We start from the raw sequence: 16,214 nt of genomic DNA, 5'->3' as shown, positions 1-16,214 counted from the left end.
TCGTGGCGGCCTGGGGCCGACCCTCCCCGGCATCCCGGCAGGCTGCTCCATGACTGGTCCTTCCTCCCGCGTCCTGATCTCGGCGCCGTTGCGCGCGCTCCCCTTTGGCCTCGTGGCGATGGCGCTCGCTGGCTGCGCCAATTCGCCGGCGCCCAATCGCTACCAGGATCTCGCCTCCGCGCCCTATCTGGCCGCCAGCACGCCGGGGACGGGCCGGCGCACGCCTTACAGCTATGAAACGGCGGACGCCCTCGCCCGCTATCGCGCCGTGCACCTTCTGCCGGTGCGAATCTACAGCGGGACCGATCAGCAGTTCGGCACCCTCACTGCCGCCGAGCGCGCGCAACTCGCCGCCACGGCGGAACACGAATTCCGCGCGGCTCTCGCCGGCCATGGCATCCTTGCCGCCGGGCCCGCAGCCGACGCCGTGGAGCTCAGCATCACCCTGACGGGTGCCCAGGCCAGCGTGCCGGTGCTCGCCACCGCGACCCGTCTGACCCCCGTGGGCTTCGCCATGAGCGGCCTCACCGCCGCAGCCGACGGCGAGGGACGCCTTTCCGGGATGGTGATCTATGCGGTGGAGTTCCGCGAGCCCGGGTCGGGACGGATCCTGTGGGCCTATGTCACGAAGCAGTATCCCAACGCCCTCGACATCGGCGCCACGCTTGATCCCCTGGATGCGGCTCGGACCGGCCTCAAGGCGGGCGCGCAAGAGCTGGCGCGGACGACCGTCGCCAAGCTCCGGCCGCAATAGATCGCCTCAACCCGGGCGGAACAGGGCCAGGGTGATGAGCACCTGTCCACCCGGCCCCTCGCCGAGCTCAATGGTGCCACCATGGGCTTCCACCAAGCCGCGCGCCACCGCAAGGCCCAGGCCGGCGCCGCCGGTGCGCCGCGCCCGCGAGGGCTCGGCCCGCATGAACGGCTCCATCAGCACGTCCCGCATCGGCGGCGGAAATCCGGGTCCGTCATCGCGCACCACGAGACGCACCTGATCCCCGATCACGGTCAGTCGCACTCGGGCACGCTGGCCATATTTGATGGCATTGTCGATGATGTTGCCGATGACCCGGCGCAGCGCCAGCCGGTCCGCCAACACCCACACGGGTCCCTCTGCCACCGTATCAAGCGTCACCGGCCGGCCGGCGGCCCTCAGGTCCGCAGCCTCCGTGCGCACCAGCAAGGCGAGGTCCAGCATCTCCTCGTCCAGCGCGCCGACGCCAGCGCGCGCCGTGAGCAAGGCATTGTCGAGCAGCTCGATCATGTCGCGGATGTCGGCTTCTGCCCGCTCGCGCTCCACCGGGTCCGGCAATTGATCGATGCGTAGCCGGAGCCTCGTGGCAAAGCTGCGCACGTCGTGCTGGATGCCGCCGATGAGGGCGAGGCGCGCGCGCGTCATGGCATGGATGCGCGTCTGCAGCCGCTCGAACGCGCTCACCAGAGCGCGCACCTCCGGCGTCGAGGCCCTGAGGTGGGGTAGCGGCACGGGCTCGCCGGTGGGATCGATATGATCCGCCACCGCCGCCAGCCGCGCCAGAGGGCGGATTTCGCGATGGAGCAGCAACAGCACCACGCAGGCGAGGACCGCTCCGAACAGGCCCGCCCCAACCCCGGCAGGCAGGCCGAAAAAGGTGACAAAGAAGGGCGTGCGGGCCTCCGCCACCAGCACCTCGCGACCATCGAGGGCGATATAGAAGGCCCGCGGCGCCGCGCGGTCGCTGAGCAGTTGCGACAGCGGGCGGCGCTCCGCCCCGGGCCGGATCTGCATGCGGATCAGCCGGTCTCCCAACGCTGTACGATAGGGCTCCAGTTCCTCGCGCTCGCTCATCTCATCCGAGCCGGCCGGAACTTCGGCCGCCGACACCAGGTCCACCTCCAGCAATGGCGAGCGCAGGGCCGGCAGCGCGGCAGCGCGCGCCGGTGATGGCAGGGAGGCGAGAAGGTCGGCGATGGCGAGAAGCCGCGCCGGCGGCGGCCCGCTGGAGGTGGGGGAGAGCCCGCTGGCCCGATAGAAGACGACGATGAAGCCGATCCACAGCACCAGCAAAAAGGTGCCGGCGATGGACAGAACCCGTGCTGTCAGGCCGAGGCCCATTGGCATTTCCCCGTCAGGAGGCGCCCATCAAGACACCTGCTTCACCTGCGCCGTCATGAGATAGCCGCCGTTGCGCACGGTGCTGATGAGATTGCAGCCCGGGCTCAGCGCATCGAGCTTCTTGCGCAGCCGCGACACCAGGATGTCCACGGAACGGTCGAACGGGTCGGCGGTGCGCCCGTGCACCCAATCGAGGATCTGATCGCGCGAGAGCACGCGGCGTGGACGCAGCACGAAGCAGGAGAGCAGATCGAACTCGGCACTGGTGAGCGGCACCAGTTGCTCGCCCTCGGCGAACAACTGGCGCGCGTCGAGATCCGCCAGGAAGCGGTCGAAGGCATAGCGCCGCACCGGCGCCTGCGCCTGTTGTGTGCTGGCGCGCCGCAACAGGGCGCGCACCCGCGCCAGCAGCTCCCGCGGGCCGAAGGGCTTCACCACATAATCGTCAGCACCGAGCTCCAACCCCACCACCCGGTCGGTCTCGTCGCCCTTGGCTGTCAGCATCAGAATTGGCACGGTGAGGGTGGCGCGCAGCCGACGGCAGATGCTGAGGCCGTCCTCCTCCGGCAGCATCAGGTCCAGAATGATGAGGTCCACCTCATGTCGCTTGAGAATGCCGGCCATCTCGCGCGCATCCTGCGCCAGCTCAACCCGGAAACCCTCGCGGGTGAGGAAATCGCCGACCAGCCGGCGAATGTCTGAATCGTCGTCGACGATAAGAATACTGCGAACTTTATGGTCCATAATGATTCACAACTAGCAGCATCCTGGCCGATACTCAACATCTCGCGCCGAGGTATACAAAACGATACAAATCGAAAACTCGCCACACATCTTGGCGCGCATGGCTCACGCGCAGGAAAAAAATACCCTCCACGTTGAGCATGGCCGCGGTGGCCGAACCGTCTCGGACGACAGCTCCGCGCCCGGCAGGCTTCCGCCCGCCGTCCATGTTCGGGGAGAGGTCGTGTGGCGTCCGCAGGTGCAGGTATCCGGGATCCGGCCGTCGCGCGGGATCCGGCCAAAGCCGGGGGTATCTTGAAGGTCAATCGGCTCCCCGACGCAACCGAGGCAGGCGGCACCGTCACCCCACCGCATCTGCCGCCCCGCCCCAGCCCGCGCAAACCCCGGCGAGGCCGCCGGGCTCTTGGCATCGCTGCGCTCATCACCGCCCTCGCCTTTGCCCTCGCGGGCTGGCGCTACGGCATGCCGCGCACGACGCAGGCCGAGGTGGTGCGGGCGGGCCCGTTCGAGAGCGTACTGAGCGGCCCCGGCATCCTCGACGCGCTTCGCAAGGCCAGCGTCAGCGCCAGCGTTCAGGGCGTCATCACGACCCTTGCCGTGGATGTGGGTGACTCCATCCGCGCCGGCGACGTGGTGGCACTGCTGCAATCGACGGACCTCAAGGCCGAACGCGAGTCCCGGCTCGCCTCCCATGAGGCCACCCGCAAGGCTGTAGCGCTCGCGGAGGCAGAGCTTCGCAAGGCGCACGCCGCGCGGAACAATGCCCATTCCGTGCTCGGCCGTCGGGAGGAGCTGATCCGCAGTGGCGCCACCAGCCGCGCGACCCTGGAAGACGCCCAGACCAGCATGGAACAGTCGCTGGCCGAGGTCGCCCGGGCCGACGCGGCCGTGAGCCAGGCGCGGGCCACCGAGGCCTCCGCCGAAGCGGCGGTGCGGGTGGCGGAAGCGCAATTGGAGAAGGCCACCATTCGTGCGCCCATCGATGGCGTGGTGGTGGCGCGTCGGATGGACATGGGCGATCTGGTGGTGCCCGGCTCGGTGATCGTGGACATCGTGGATCCGGAGAGCGTGGTGCTGTCCGCCCGCTTCGACGAGAGCGCCATCGCCCGTGTCACCAAGGGCCAGCCCGCCAGGCTCCTGTTTACCGCCACCAGCGACGCAACGACTCCCGGCGAGATCCGGCGCATCGGCCGGGAGGTGGACACCGAGACCCGCGAGTTCACCGTGGACATCGCCCCCCGCCGGCTGCCGCGCAACTGGGCCATCGGTCAGCGCGGCACCGCCCTCATCACCTTGCAAACCACGCCCGACGCACTGTCGGTGCCATTCGCCGCCATCGCCTTCAAGGACCGCGCGCCGGGGGTGTTCGTGATGCGCGATGCACGGGCCTGGTGGCAGCCGGTGGAGCTCGGCCCCATCGGCGAGGCTCGCGTGGACGTGCGCGGCGGGCTGAAGGAGGGCGATGTCATCCTGACGCAGCCCGAGGGCGCGTTCGCCGGCATGAAGATCGCCGACCCGCCCGGGGCACGACCATGAATCTCGCCTTCAAGGACATCCGCTTCAACCTGCTGCGCTTCCTTTTGACCGCGCTGGGCGTCGCCTTCCTGATGATGTCCTCCATGGGCATGGTCGGCCTTTATCGCGGCATCGTCGCCGATGCCCTGCTCATCATCGAGCGCATCGGCGCCGACCAGTGGGTGGTGCAGGGCGGGCGACAAGGTCCGTTTTCGGAAGGTTCCGCCATCTCCTCCACCCTGGATCGCCGGGTGGAGGGGATCGCCGGTGTGGCGAGTGCGCGCCGCTTCGTGCAGTTCAGCCAGCAGTTCACCCTTCACGGGCGGCAACTGCGGGCCTCCGTGACGGGGCTCGATTTTCCCAAGGACCCTGGCCGTTGGATCCCCATCGTCCGCGGGCGCCTCCTCGCGTCCGGCCACTATGAAGCAGTCGCGGACATGAGCATCGGCCTTCGGCTCGGCGAGACGGTGCATCTCGGACAAGACGACTACACGGTCGTCGGCCTCACCCGCGGCATGGTGGACACGGGCGGCGACGGACTGTTGTTCGTCACCGTCAACGATGCGGTCGCCATCGCCCAGCGCCGCACCAGCGAGGAGGTGCTGCTGGCCCGCGCTGGTGCCGGTCCCGCGGCCGCCAGCCGCAGCTCGGTGCCGCAGGACAGCAAGATCGCCGCCGTGCTGGTGACCCTCAACCCGGCCGTCGATCCTGAAATGGTACGCCGGGCGGTCTCCTCCTGGGGTGATGTGAACGTGTTGAGCCGGGCTGAGCAGGAAAACCTGCTTCTCAACCAGCGGCTTTGGCGCCTGAGGGTGCAGATTCTGGCCTTCACCGGCGTGCTGCTTGTGGTGACGGGCATCGTCGTATCCCTCATCATCTACATGCTCACCATGGAAAATCTGCACGAGATCGCCATGCTGAAGCTGATCGGCGCGGACAATTCAGTCATTATTGTCATGATTGCCCAGCAGGCCTTCCTCATCGGCGCCTCCGGGCTCGGGTTCGGCCTCATGCTGTCGCGGCTCGTCTTCCCATTCTTCCCACGCAAGGTGCTGATCCTGCCCGGGGATGTGGCCCTGCTCGGGATCGCGGTGGCGGTCATCTGCGCGTTCGCGAGCCTGCTCGGCATCTCCCGCGCGCTGAAGGTGCGGGCCCAGGAGGTCTTGTCGTGAGCGACCGTGTCGTCAGCCCGGCAGTCGCTCGTGGCGCTGTCGCAAGCCCTCCGCCGGTGCTCTCCATCCGCGATGTGCAGCGGCTCTACCGGAGCGGCGACACCACGGTGCGAGCCCTGGACGGGGTCTCGCTCGATATCCATCGCGGCGAGGTGGTGGGGATCTCCGGTCCGAGCGGGTCCGGCAAGAGCACGCTGCTGCTCATCGCCGGCCTGCTGGAGCCGCCGAGCGCCGGCGAGGTGCTCATCGATGGGCGGCGCGTCTCCTACCCCGCGGCGGACCTCGACCGGCTGCGCACCTTCCGCCGCAACCACATCGGCTTCATTTTCCAGAAGGCAAACCTCATCCCCTTCCTCACGGCGGTGGAAAACGTGGCGCTGGCGCTAGAGATCGACCATGTGCCGCCGCGCGCGGCGCGGGCCTATGCAGGCGCGCTGCTCGCCAGCCTCGACCTCGGCCACCGGCTCGACAACCACCCCTCCCGGCTGTCGGGGGGCGAGCAGCAGCGGGTGGCGGTGGCGAGGGCGCTCGCCAACGCGCCGAGCCTGCTGTTGGCGGACGAGCCCACCGCCGCCCTCGACAGCGTGCGCGGGCGTCAGGTGCTGCAGCTGTTCCGCGAGATTGCCAGGACCCGCCAGGCGGCGGTCGCGGTGGTGACCCACGACCAGCGCGCCCTCGACCTGTTCGACCGCACCATCGAACTCAGCGACGGGCGGACCCGCGATGTGGCCATGCACGGCACCCCGGGAGCTGCCGGTACACATTGAAACATATCGTCACGGCAGCGACAGCCGGCGGCGACACCACCGCCTTAGCCTCTTCGCGATAACGGCGGGCACGGGTGCGCCGGCCATCTGCGAAATGGAGGGCAAAGCGATGAAACGTCTGTTTTTGGCTCTGGCCACGGTGTTCTGCCTATCGTCAGCCGCCAGCGCGGCGACCCTCGCCGTCGCGACCGGGAACGTCAATCTGAGAGCCGGCCCCTCCACCGCCTATCCGGTGGTGACGACGGTGCCGGCCGGCGTCCAGGTGACCACCCATGGCTGCCTTGCCGGCTATACCTGGTGCGATATCTCCATGGGCGCCTATCGCGGCTGGGTCGCCGCCACTTACATCCAGGTGGTCTATCGCGGCGCGCCGGTGGTTCTGACCCCCGCTGTGGCGCCGACGGTGGGCCTCACGGTCGTGACCTTCAACAAGGTCTACTGGGACACCTACTACGCGGCTTATCCCTGGTACGGCCGCTGGACCTATTACGCGCCCCGTCCAGTCTATCCGGTAGCGCCGGCCGCGCGTGTGACCAGCTATAACGGCTCGGTCCAGTGCGCCAACGGCAGTTGCACCGCGGCCCGCTCGGCCACCGGAATCTATGGTGGCTCGGCCAGCCAGAGCCGGACCTGCTCCGGCGGCGCCTGCACCTCCACGCGCAGCGTCACCGGCCCCTACGGTGCCTCCGCTTCGCGCACGCGCTCATGCAGCGGCAATACCCAGTCCTGCACGGTCACTCGCACGGGCCCCGCCGGCAACAGCGGCACCCGAACCTTCACTCGCTGAGCAGACAGCGGCTTTGCGCCAGTCGTACAGCCGCATAGGCGCGCTGCCGGATAGGCCCTTCCATGATCGCGGCTAGGCTGGCGCGCGCGAACCGGCCTCTCCCCAAGGAGAGGACAGGGGCGCCGCTGCCAGCCGGTCGCCGGACGGCACGACATCCGTGCTGTCATAGAGGACGACGCCGGAGGCGAAGCGGTCCCCGCATGCTTCGGCCAAGGCCCGGCCTGCGAAGTCGCTGGCCTTGACCGTGGCGCTCGCCTTCACCTCCCCGCGGGCGAGGAGCCGGGGGTGGAGGTGGCCATGTTCCTGCTGCGCCACGGTGTCCGCCTGACCGTCGATCCCGTCCAGCCACACGGCGGGCGATCCCCGAGGCCATCTTGGAATACGCTGCGTCCAACGCCCACGACATGATCGTGCGCGGCGCTTAGGCGCCGGCGGCCCGTCCAGGGTGCGGATCATTTCGCCCCCTACGATATCTTCCGTGGGCTTGCCGAGGCGGGAAGCACCGCTCGGCCACACGTGGATCCGCTGGAAAATTCGGAAGCCTTCTGGCGCCCCATATCCCGAACTCCGACCTACCACATGTCTTCATTGTGAAAGCTTGAAACCCGTACGGCAGTTGGCGCTTCCGCTGAAGCGGCCGCCCGCGCATTCGCGATTTGTTCGGTCCTTCGACAATTTCCCAAGCCAGTCAACCCTTGTCCGCAAACGCAAATACGGCTTGACACAGGATAAAAATACTTATTCGATAAATTTGATAGATTTAAGGTGAGACATGTCGATTTCCCCTCTCCGCATTGGCGTTTGGGCTCCCGTCCACGGTCCGCGCGCCGCCTGGCAGGATCCGGCCGAGCCTTTCGACGCCTCATGGCAGCATAACCGAGATACCGTGCTTGACGCCGAAGCCTTGGGCTTTGACGCCACGCTCGTCGCACAGCACACAGTCAATCCGCATCTGCCCGAGAAAGACCAGATCGAGGCATGGACGGCCTCTGCGGCCCTTGCGGCGCTGACGAGGCGCATCGAGATCATCGCCGCCATCAAGCCCTATCTGTACCACCCGGTGGTGCTGGCGAAGATGGCGCTCCAGATCGAGAACATCTCGAACGGCCGGTTCGCCTTCAATCTGGTGAATGCCTGGAACCGCGCGGAATTCGAGAAGGCGGGCATTCCCTTCGGCGCCCATGACGCGCGCTATGCCTATGGGCGCGAATGGCTCAGCGTGGTGGAGCGCCTCGTCTCGGGCGAGAGCGTGACCCATGCGGGCGAGACCTTCCGCATCACCGACTACAAGCTGTCCCCGGCGAGCCCCGTTCGCACCCGCCCACGCATCTATCTCGGCGGGGAATCCGAACCCGCGCGCGCCCTCGCGGCGGATCATTCGGACGTTTTCTTCATCAATGGCCAGCCCATTGAAGACGTGAAGGCCATCATCGCCGATCTCGTCCGCCGCCCACGGCGCGGCGCGCCCCTCGCCTATGGCCTCGCCGCCTTCGTCATCGTCCGCGAGACCCAGCAGGAAGCGGAGGAAGAATACCACCGCCTCCTCGCCCTCGCCGCCAAGGACGCCCCCGCCAAGCAGGAGCAGGCCGCACGCACCGATCCCAACGTCGTGATGATCCGCACCTTCGCCAAGTCTGTCCGCGTCGGTACCAACGGCGGCACGGCGGCCGGACTTGTCGGCAGCTATGATCAGGTGGCCGAGCGGATGCGGGCGTTCCACCGCGCCGGAATCGAGCTGTTCATGCTCCAGTTCCAGCCCCTGCGCTCCGAGCTTCGGCGCTTTGCCGAGGCTGTCTTCCCGCGACTCGGCCGCCCCGCGACCGGCACGACGACCGCTGTCGCCAGCCCGCGCGCCACGCGCATCGGCTGAGGGAGCCGGACATTCCATGACACATGCAGATCACACGGCAAGCCTTCCTCTCCCTGCCCGCGCCGGAGAGCGGGCGCAACCCCGTGCGCGCCGCCGGCGCGTGGTCGTCGGCGCCCGCCAGTTCGTCATCCTCTCCTGGATCGCACCCGTGCTGCTGGTCCTGGTTTGGGAGGTCCTGGCCCGGACCGGTTTCGTGACGCCTCAGGTGCTACCCGCGCCCAGCAAGGTGTTGCGCACGGCCTTCAAGCTCGCCACCACGGGTTCGCTGCTGGAAGATCTCGGCACCAGCCTGCTGCGCGCCGCGGCAGGCTTCGTCTTAGGCGGAACCATCGCCTTCGCGCTGGGCATTCTCGTCGGCTTCTCGCGCCTCGCCGAAGCCCTCGTGGACCGCAGCGTGCAGATGGTGCGCGCCATCCCCTTCCTGGCGTTGCTGCCGCTGGTGATCGTGTGGTTCGGCGTGGGCGAGGGGCAGAAGATCTTCCTGGTCGCCCTGGGTGTCGCCTTCCCCATCTACATCAACACCACCCTCGGCATCCGGCAGGTCGATCCCAAGCTCATGGAGCTCGGCCGTGTGCAGGGGCTCTCCACCCGCCAGATGATCATCCGGATCATCCTTCCCGGCGCCCTGCCCTCTATCCTGACCGGCGTGCGCTATTCGCTGGCCACCGCATGGCTGGCGCTGGTGGTGGCGGAGACCATCGGAGCACAGGCGGGCATCGGTTTCCTCGCCATGGACGCGCGCGAGTTCCTGCGCACCGACGTGGTGGTGCTGACCATCGTCATCTACGCCCTGATCGGCGTCGCAGCGGATTCCGTGGCGCGCCTGCTGGAACGCCGGCTGCTGGCCTGGCATCCCAATTTCGGGGGCGCGGGACGATGAGCGCGCCGCTGCTTGCGCAGGTCGCCCCCGCCGTGCGGGTCGCCGGCCTCACCCGCGCCTATGGGGATCGGGTGGTCATCGACCGCCTCGACCTCACCATCGCCCGCGGCGAATTCGTGGCCCTACTCGGCGAGAGCGGCTGCGGCAAGACCACCCTGCTGCGGGCCCTCGCGGGGCTCGATCCCATCGACGGCGGCCGCATCGAGGCGCCCCGCGAGCCGGCGGTTGTCTTCCAGGAACATCGCCTGCTGCCGTGGGACAGCCTGTGGCGCAACGTGTCGCTGGGCCTGCCCGAGATGGGCGCCCGGGAGCGGGCGGCCGCAGCACTGGCCGAGGTCGGCCTCGGCGGCCGGCTCGACGACTGGCCGCGCAATCTCTCCGGTGGTCAGGCCCAGCGCGTGGCGCTCGCGCGCGCGCTGGTGCAGGAGCCGGAGCTGCTGCTGCTGGACGAGCCCTTCGCCGCCCTCGACGCCCTCACCCGCATTCGGATGCACGTGCTGGTGAAAGACCTTGTCGCCCGCCACCGGCCGGGCGTCCTGCTCGTGACTCACGATGTGGAAGAGGCCATCGCGCTGGCTGATCGCATCCTCGTCATGCGGGGCGGGGCCATCGCGGCCGAACATCGCCCGACAGAGCCCGGACGGCCCGCCGCCACCCGCGCCGCCCTCCTCGCCGAACTCGGGGTCGAGCTCGACCTGCCGAGCGCCTGATCCACACCCTCACGAGACGCCCCATGCCTTCCTTCCTCACGCCGTCCCGCCGCCTGTTCCTCGCCACCGGCCTTGCCGGCCTCGGCGCCGCCGGCCTCCTGCCCTTCGCCGCCGCGGCGCAGAAGGACACCCGCAACACTGACGTGGTGCGCCTCACCTGGGGCTTCCATGGCCTGACGCTGATCGTCAAGGAGCGTGGCGTGTTCGAGAAGGCGCTGGCGGACAAGGGCATCAAGGTGGAGTGGCTCGGCCCCTTCCCCAACCACGCGCCGACGCTCCAGGCGGTGACCGGCGGCAGCGCCGATTTCGGCTTCGGCGGCTCCACCACCCCGGCCTTCGCCGCCATCCTCGCCGGCTCGCCGCTGGTCTTCTCCCAGTTCGTGCTCTACGAGCCGCGCACCACCGCCATCATCGCCAAGGACGATTCCGGCATCAACACGGTGCCGGACCTCATCGGCAAGTCGGTTGCGGTCAATCGCTCCGGCCTCGGCGAGTTCCTTTTGGTCGCCGCGCTGGAGAAGCACGGCATCGACCGTTCGAAAGTCAAGTTCGTCTATCTGAACCCGCCGGATGCCGCCCCAGCGCTCGCATCCGGCAAGGTGGACGCGTGGTCCATGTGGAGCCCCGGCGTCGATATCGCCCGGCTCGAATACAAGGCGCACGATGTCTTCCTCGAAGGTCGCGACCTCGAATTCTTCATCGACTACAGCTCCTACGTGACGAGCCGGAAATTCGCGACCGAAAATTCGCAGATCGTGAAGGCGGTGGCGACCGCCTACGAGGCCGAGGCCAAGTGGACCAACGCCAACGTGGTGGAGGCCGAGACCATCGTGCAGAGGCGCGCCGGCTACAGCGAAATCATCCGTGACCAGTTCATCGAGCGCAAGCGCCACTACACGCTGATCCCCGTCACCGACAAGGCCTTCATCGCCCAGTTGCAGACGGCGGCGGACTGGCTCGCGGCACGCAAGATCCTGCCGGAGAAGATCATCGTCGCCGATCACCTCGCCCAATACTGAGCCGTCCAAGCCGCACGCGCCACACCCCGAGGATTGCCATGAACAAGCCCGTCATCCCCTTGCCCGCCGAGACCGCCGGCGCGCCCGCCACCCGGCGCTCGGCCGACCCCGCCGACTGGCGCGCGCTGTTCGAACAGATCGGCGCCGGCTCCAGCGAGCGGGAGCGCGATCGCGTGCTCCCCTTCGAGGCGATCGGCCTGCTGAAGGAGGCGGGCTTCGGCGCGCTAAGGCTCGCGCCGGCGAATGGCGGGGCGGGCGCGACCTTCCGCCAGACTTACAAGCTGGCGCTGGACCTCGCCGCCGCTGACGCCAACGTGGCGCACATCTTCCGCAACCACTTCACGGTGGCCGAGCAGTACGCCCGCCTGCCCTATGATGCGAAGAGCAAGGGCTGGCAGGCGGAGGTGGCGGCGGGCGCCATCTTCGGCCTCGCCTCCACCGAATCCGGCGACAAGCCGGCGGGCGGTTTCGCACCCGACACGCGGCTCGATCCCGAGGGCGACGGCTTCCGCCTCAATGGCGTCAAATACTACAGCACGGGCACCCTGTTCGCCGAAACCATGCTGATCCGCGCGGCGACGGCGGACGGGCGGGTGGCGGCGGTCATCATCCCCACGCGGCGCGAGGGCATCGAGATCGTCGACGACTGGGACGGCGCCGGCCAGCGTCTCACCGCCTCGGGCACCACGCGCTACCACAATGTGCGGGTGGAGGCGGACGAGGCGGTGTTCGACAGCCCCGGCCGTGGCTATGGCCTCGCTTATTCCAACACGCAGGCGCAGCTCTTCCTCACCACCGTGGTGGCCGGGATCACGCGCGGCGCGCTGGAGGATGCCATCGCGCTGGTGAAGCGCCGCAAGCGCAGCTTCTATTATGCGCCGGTGCCCACCCCCGCCGACGACCCCTTCCTGCAGCAGGCCGTGGGCCAGCTCGCGGCCAACGCCTTTGCCGCCGAAGCGGTGATCCTCGCCGCGGCGGAGACCCTCGACCGCGCGAGCGATGCTCGCGATCGCGGCGAAGACGCGCAAGCGCTCGCCGCCGAGGCCGCGAAGGCGGCGGCGCAAGCCAAGCTGGTGGTGGACGATCTCGCGCTGAGGTCCGGCTCGCTGCTGTTCGAGACGGGCGGCGCTTCGGCCACCGAACGGGCCGTCAACCTCGACCGCCACTGGCGCAACGCCCGCACCATCGCCTCGCACAATCCTTCGAGCTACAAGGCGAAGGCCATCGGCGAACTGCTGGTGAAGGGCACGCCACTGCCGGCCAAAGGCTTCTTCTGATCCGGCGTTTTCCGCCGCACGCTGATGGCCCCGCCGCACCGACGGGGCCATTGCCTTTTAAGTGTCACGCCGCCGGGAAGGCGCCCTCGAATACGGTCTCGGCCAGCGGGCGACGGCCGCTCGGGGTTTCGCCCTTGTGGAAGCTCTCCGGCAGCAGGGATTTGTCGCCGCGACGGCCCAGCGCCACGGCGATCTCCACTTCGTAGTCGTCCGGCACCTTCAGCTCCGTGCGGGCCTTCTCCGCGTCGAAGCCACCCATGCCGTGGGCGTGCCAGCCGAGCTTCGTCGCCTGCAAGGCCAGGTTCGCCCAGGCCGCGCCGGCATCGAAGGAATGGCTGCGCGCCGACACCGGCTCCGTCGTCCCCGGCCGCACGAAGCTGCGGGCCGAAACGACGACGATGAGGACCGCCGCATTCTGCGCCCACTGCTGGTTGAACGGCACGAGCAGGCTCAGGAAGGTGTCGAACGCGGGCGTGCCCCGGCGGGCATAGAGGAAGCGCCACGGCTGGGAATTGAAGCTGGAGGGCGCCCAGCGCGCCGCCTCGAAGATGGAATTGAGTTCGGCCTGCGGAATCTCCTCCCCGGTGAAGGCGCGGGGCGACCAGCGCTCCAGGAACAGCGGCTCGACGGGGTGCTCGCTCTGGCGGGGGCAACGACAACGGTCATGGGGCAATCCTCGGGTGGGAAGGAACGGGTGTCAGAGCCTCAGGCCGGCCTGCTTCAGCAACGGCAGGATATCCGTGGCGAAATGGTCGAGGTCGGCGGCGAAGTCATAGAAGTTGAGCTGCGCGCCGTCGATGCCGGTGCGCTTCAGTGCCGCGAGCTGGTCCACCACTTCTTCCGGCGAGCCGATGATCTCGATGTTGCCGCCGAGATTGAGCCCCTGCTTGTGCGTCGCATCGCGCCGTCCGAGCCAGGCCACCGCATCGCTGTCATAGCCGCGATGGCCGAAGGAGGTGTGGGTCGGCGCCGGCACGCCGGCGGCGATGGCGCGGGCATAATCGTGCGCCTCGGCCGAGGTGGGGCGGCTGACGATGATGGGGTTGATGATGGCCTTCACCTCCCGCCCCTTCGCCCGCGCCCGCCCCTTGATGGCGGCGATGTGGGCCGGCAGCGTCTCCAGCGCGCTCTCGATGTGCGCGCCGCCCGGCGAGGTGATGAACAGCAGGTCCGAATGGCCCGCCGCGAAGTCGATGCCGGCGTCCGAGCCCGTCGCGGTGACGAGGATGGGCCGGCCATAGAGCGGCTTCGGCGTGATGTAGCCGTTGACGATCTTCCACGGGTTCAGCCGGCCCTCGACCGAATAGTTCTCGGTGTCGCTCCACAGCCGGTGGAGCACGTCGAAAAGTTCGCCCGTCATGTCGTAGCGGCGGTCATGCTCGATGCGGTTCCAGCCGAACATCTCGTGCTCGATGGCGCGGTGGCCGGTGACGATGTTGATGCCCCAGCGCCCCTTGGAGATGTGGTCGAAGGTGGCGCCGATCTTGGCGATGTGCAGCGGGTGCCACGGGCCGTAGAGCACATGCAAGGTGGAGATGAGGAGGATGTTCTTCGTCGTCGCCGCCATGGCGCCCAAGGCCACGAAACTGTCCAGCGAGGCCTCCCCGTCATAGCCGCCCTTGGGCAGCCACTGGGTGCGCGAGAAGGCGATGTCGAAGCCCAGCGCGTCGGCCTTCTCCACCAGGGCGGAATTGTAGTCGTAGGTCCAGCTGTTGCTGGTGGGATGATCGGAGAAATGGATGTCCTGAAGGTTCAGGAACAGCCCCAGCATCAGCGGCTGGCGGGCGGAGCGGGAGAGCGGGCTGTCGGGAAAGTCCAGCGGGCCGCGCAGGAGGGGAGCTTCGGACGGGACAGCGGACACGAGAGCGGACATGGCATACCTCGCGGGAGAACGGAAACAGCCCCGGCCCCTTCCCCGAGCGACCGGGAAAGGGGCCGGATCCGTGTCGCCGCCTGGGGAGCGCCGGCACGAAGGGATGGCGATGCCTCAGGCGGTGGCGCGCGCCGCCTCGGCGAACTGGCTCTGCGGCCGTGGCAGGCCGTAATGCTCGCGCAGCGTCCGGCCGGTATAGTCCTCACGGAAGAGCCCGCGCTTGCGCAGGATGGGCACCACCTGCGAAGCGAAAAGGTCGAAGCCGGCGGCGTACCAGGGCGGCATCACGTTGAAGCCGTCGGCCGCGCCGCTCTCGAACCAATGCTGGATCTCGTCGGCGATCTTCTCCGGCGTGCCCACCACCACGTAATGGCCGCGCGCCCCGGCGAGGCGGTCGATGAGCTGGCGCAGCGTCGGCTTCTCCCGCCGCACGATGTCCACCACCAATTGGAAGCGGCTGGCCACGAGCTTTGCCGGGCCGGCATCCTTGAAGGCGTCCAGCTCCACCACCCCATTGAGCGGGTGGCCGGAGAAGTCCACGCCGGTGATCTGCTTCAATTGCGAGATGGAGTATTCCGGCTGGATGAGGTCGCTGAACGCCTCGTGCAGCTGGCGCGCCTCGGCTTCCGTCGAGCCGATATAGGGGCTGATGCCGGGCAGGATCTTCACATGGTCCGGATTGCGCCCCAGCCCCGCCGCCTGCTTCTTGATGTCGGCATAGAAGGCCTTGGCGCTCTCCACCGTCTGGTGGGCGGTGAAGATGGCTTCCGCATAGCGCGCGGCAAACGAGCGCCCGTCGTCGGAGGAGCCAGCCTGCACATAGACCGGACGGCCCTGCGGGATGCGCGGGGTGTTGAGCGCGCCCTTCACCCGATAGTGCCGGCCCACATGCTCGATGGGGTGGATCTTGCTGTCATCCGCGAACAGGCCCGAGACGGGATCGGCCACGAGGGCGTCATCCTCCCAGCTGTCCCAGAGCTTGGTCACCACATCCACGAACTCCGCCGCGCGGGCATAGCGCTCGGCATGGCTTGGCGTCTCGGCGAGGCCGAAATTAGCCGAGGCCTGGGGAACGGCGGTGGTGACGATGTTCCAGCCCGCGCGCCCGCCGGAAAGATGATCCAGCGAGGCATAGAGCCGGGCGAGGTTGTAGGGCTCGTAATAGGTGGTGGAGGCCGTGCCGATGAGGCCGATATGGGTGGTCGCGGCGGCGATGGCCGAGAGCCAGGTGAGCGGCTCCAGGCGGAAGCGCGAGGCGTAGCGGATATTGTCCACCTGCGCCGGCCCGTCGGCGAAGAACACCGCATCGAGCTTCGCCGCCTCGGCCGAACGGGCGAGGTCCTGGTAGAAGGTGATGTCGAGCAGCCGCTCCGGCCGCGCGCCGGGATAGCGCCAGCCGGCCTCGTGATGTCCACCGGGATAGATGAACAGGTTGAGGACAAGCTGCCGCCGGGCCTGCGCGGCTTGGGTCGATGCAAGTGCCATGGGATCTCTCCTTTGATCGC

The 16,214-nt window shown here is 68.4% G+C and carries 15 protein-coding genes and 1 pseudogene; 10 read left to right on the top strand and 6 right to left on the bottom strand.

The genetic code is table 11. The annotated features are described in order from the left end of the window. Positions 1-49: 49 nt before the first annotated feature. Positions 50-754: a DUF3313 domain-containing protein gene (locus EZH22_RS12565; protein ID WP_203195933.1), complete on the top strand. Its 705-nt coding sequence runs from the start codon at positions 50-52 to the stop codon at positions 752-754. 6 nt (positions 755-760) lie between these two features. Here the strand turns inward: EZH22_RS12565 and EZH22_RS12560 are convergent, their stop codons facing one another. Beyond that, complete coding sequence (locus EZH22_RS12560) at positions 761-2,095, bottom strand: sensor histidine kinase (RefSeq protein ID WP_203195932.1); 1,335 nt, start codon at positions 2,093-2,095, stop codon at positions 761-763. Positions 2,096-2,122: 27 nt separating this feature from the next. Beyond that, complete coding sequence (locus tag EZH22_RS12555; protein ID WP_203195931.1) at positions 2,123-2,839, bottom strand: response regulator; 717 nt, start codon at positions 2,837-2,839, stop codon at positions 2,123-2,125. Between the two features lie 294 nt (positions 2,840-3,133). Here EZH22_RS12555 and EZH22_RS12550 point away from each other — a divergent pair, with 294 nt between their 5' ends. The 4 genes from EZH22_RS12550 to EZH22_RS12535 all read left to right on the top strand — a co-directional run bounded on the left by EZH22_RS12550 (position 3,134) and on the right by EZH22_RS12535 (position 7,080). Then, on the top strand, positions 3,134-4,375 hold the full coding sequence (locus EZH22_RS12550; RefSeq protein ID WP_203195930.1) for an efflux RND transporter periplasmic adaptor subunit: 1,242 nt from the start codon (positions 3,134-3,136) through the stop codon (positions 4,373-4,375). Next, complete coding sequence (locus EZH22_RS12545) at positions 4,372-5,526, top strand: ABC transporter permease (RefSeq protein WP_203195929.1); 1,155 nt, start codon at positions 4,372-4,374, stop codon at positions 5,524-5,526. The genes EZH22_RS12550 and EZH22_RS12545 overlap by 4 nt, the downstream gene beginning before the upstream one ends. Further along, the gene (locus EZH22_RS12540) at positions 5,523-6,293 is read left to right on the top strand and encodes an ABC transporter ATP-binding protein (RefSeq protein ID WP_203195928.1); all 771 of its coding nucleotides are present in this window, start codon (positions 5,523-5,525) and stop codon (positions 6,291-6,293) included. Before EZH22_RS12545 ends, EZH22_RS12540 begins: the two co-directional genes overlap by 4 nt. A 109-nt stretch (positions 6,294-6,402) precedes the next feature. Further along, complete coding sequence (locus EZH22_RS12535) at positions 6,403-7,080, top strand: SH3 domain-containing protein (protein WP_203195927.1); 678 nt, start codon at positions 6,403-6,405, stop codon at positions 7,078-7,080. Between the two features lie 72 nt (positions 7,081-7,152). Here EZH22_RS12535 and EZH22_RS12530 read toward each other — a convergent pair. Beyond that, positions 7,153-7,353 (bottom strand): annotated as a pseudogene (locus EZH22_RS12530) (hypothetical protein); the annotation flags it as partial. 499 nt (positions 7,354-7,852) lie between these two features. Here EZH22_RS12530 and EZH22_RS12525 point away from each other — a divergent pair. The 5 genes from EZH22_RS12525 to EZH22_RS12505 are packed head-to-tail and all read left to right on the top strand — an operon-like array spanning position 7,853 to position 12,836. After that, a complete protein-coding gene (locus tag EZH22_RS12525; protein WP_203195926.1) occupies positions 7,853-8,950 on the top strand; it encodes an LLM class flavin-dependent oxidoreductase in 1,098 nt (365 codons plus the stop codon). A gap of 16 nt (positions 8,951-8,966) precedes the next feature. Continuing rightward, positions 8,967-9,830 (top strand): ABC transporter permease subunit, encoded by an 864-nt coding sequence (locus tag EZH22_RS12520; RefSeq protein ID WP_203195925.1) that lies wholly within the window; start codon positions 8,967-8,969, stop codon positions 9,828-9,830. Continuing rightward, complete coding sequence (locus tag EZH22_RS12515; RefSeq protein ID WP_203195924.1) at positions 9,827-10,540, top strand: ABC transporter ATP-binding protein; 714 nt, start codon at positions 9,827-9,829, stop codon at positions 10,538-10,540. Before EZH22_RS12520 ends, EZH22_RS12515 begins: the two co-directional genes overlap by 4 nt. A gap of 23 nt (positions 10,541-10,563) precedes the next feature. Beyond that, the gene (locus EZH22_RS12510) at positions 10,564-11,559 is read left to right on the top strand and encodes an NrtA/SsuA/CpmA family ABC transporter substrate-binding protein (protein WP_203195923.1); all 996 of its coding nucleotides are present in this window, start codon (positions 10,564-10,566) and stop codon (positions 11,557-11,559) included. A 38-nt stretch (positions 11,560-11,597) separates the two neighbouring features. Then, positions 11,598-12,836 carry an acyl-CoA dehydrogenase family protein gene (locus EZH22_RS12505; protein WP_203195922.1) on the top strand — a complete coding sequence of 413 codons (1,239 nt, stop codon included), beginning with the start codon at positions 11,598-11,600 and terminating at the stop codon, positions 12,834-12,836. A gap of 64 nt (positions 12,837-12,900) precedes the next feature. On the opposite strand, the gene EZH22_RS12500 is transcribed toward EZH22_RS12505, so the two are convergent. From EZH22_RS12500 to EZH22_RS12490, 3 genes are all read right to left on the bottom strand, one after another. Beyond that, positions 12,901-13,509 (bottom strand): nitroreductase family protein, encoded by a 609-nt coding sequence (locus tag EZH22_RS12500; RefSeq protein WP_203195921.1) that lies wholly within the window; start codon positions 13,507-13,509, stop codon positions 12,901-12,903. A gap of 24 nt (positions 13,510-13,533) precedes the next feature. Then, a complete protein-coding gene (locus tag EZH22_RS12495; RefSeq protein WP_203195920.1) occupies positions 13,534-14,709 on the bottom strand; it encodes an LLM class flavin-dependent oxidoreductase in 1,176 nt (391 codons plus the stop codon). A 114-nt stretch (positions 14,710-14,823) separates the two neighbouring features. Then, positions 14,824-16,194 (bottom strand): LLM class flavin-dependent oxidoreductase, encoded by a 1,371-nt coding sequence (locus EZH22_RS12490; RefSeq protein ID WP_203195919.1) that lies wholly within the window; start codon positions 16,192-16,194, stop codon positions 14,824-14,826. Positions 16,195-16,214: the final 20 nt, after the last annotated feature.

Origin of the sequence: Xanthobacter dioxanivorans (assembly GCF_016807805.1) — a bacterium.
GTDB lineage: Bacteria > Pseudomonadota > Alphaproteobacteria > Rhizobiales > Xanthobacteraceae > Xanthobacter > Xanthobacter dioxanivorans.
Note: the sequence above shows the minus strand (reverse complement) of the source record. Positions and strands in the feature narration are given on the sequence as shown.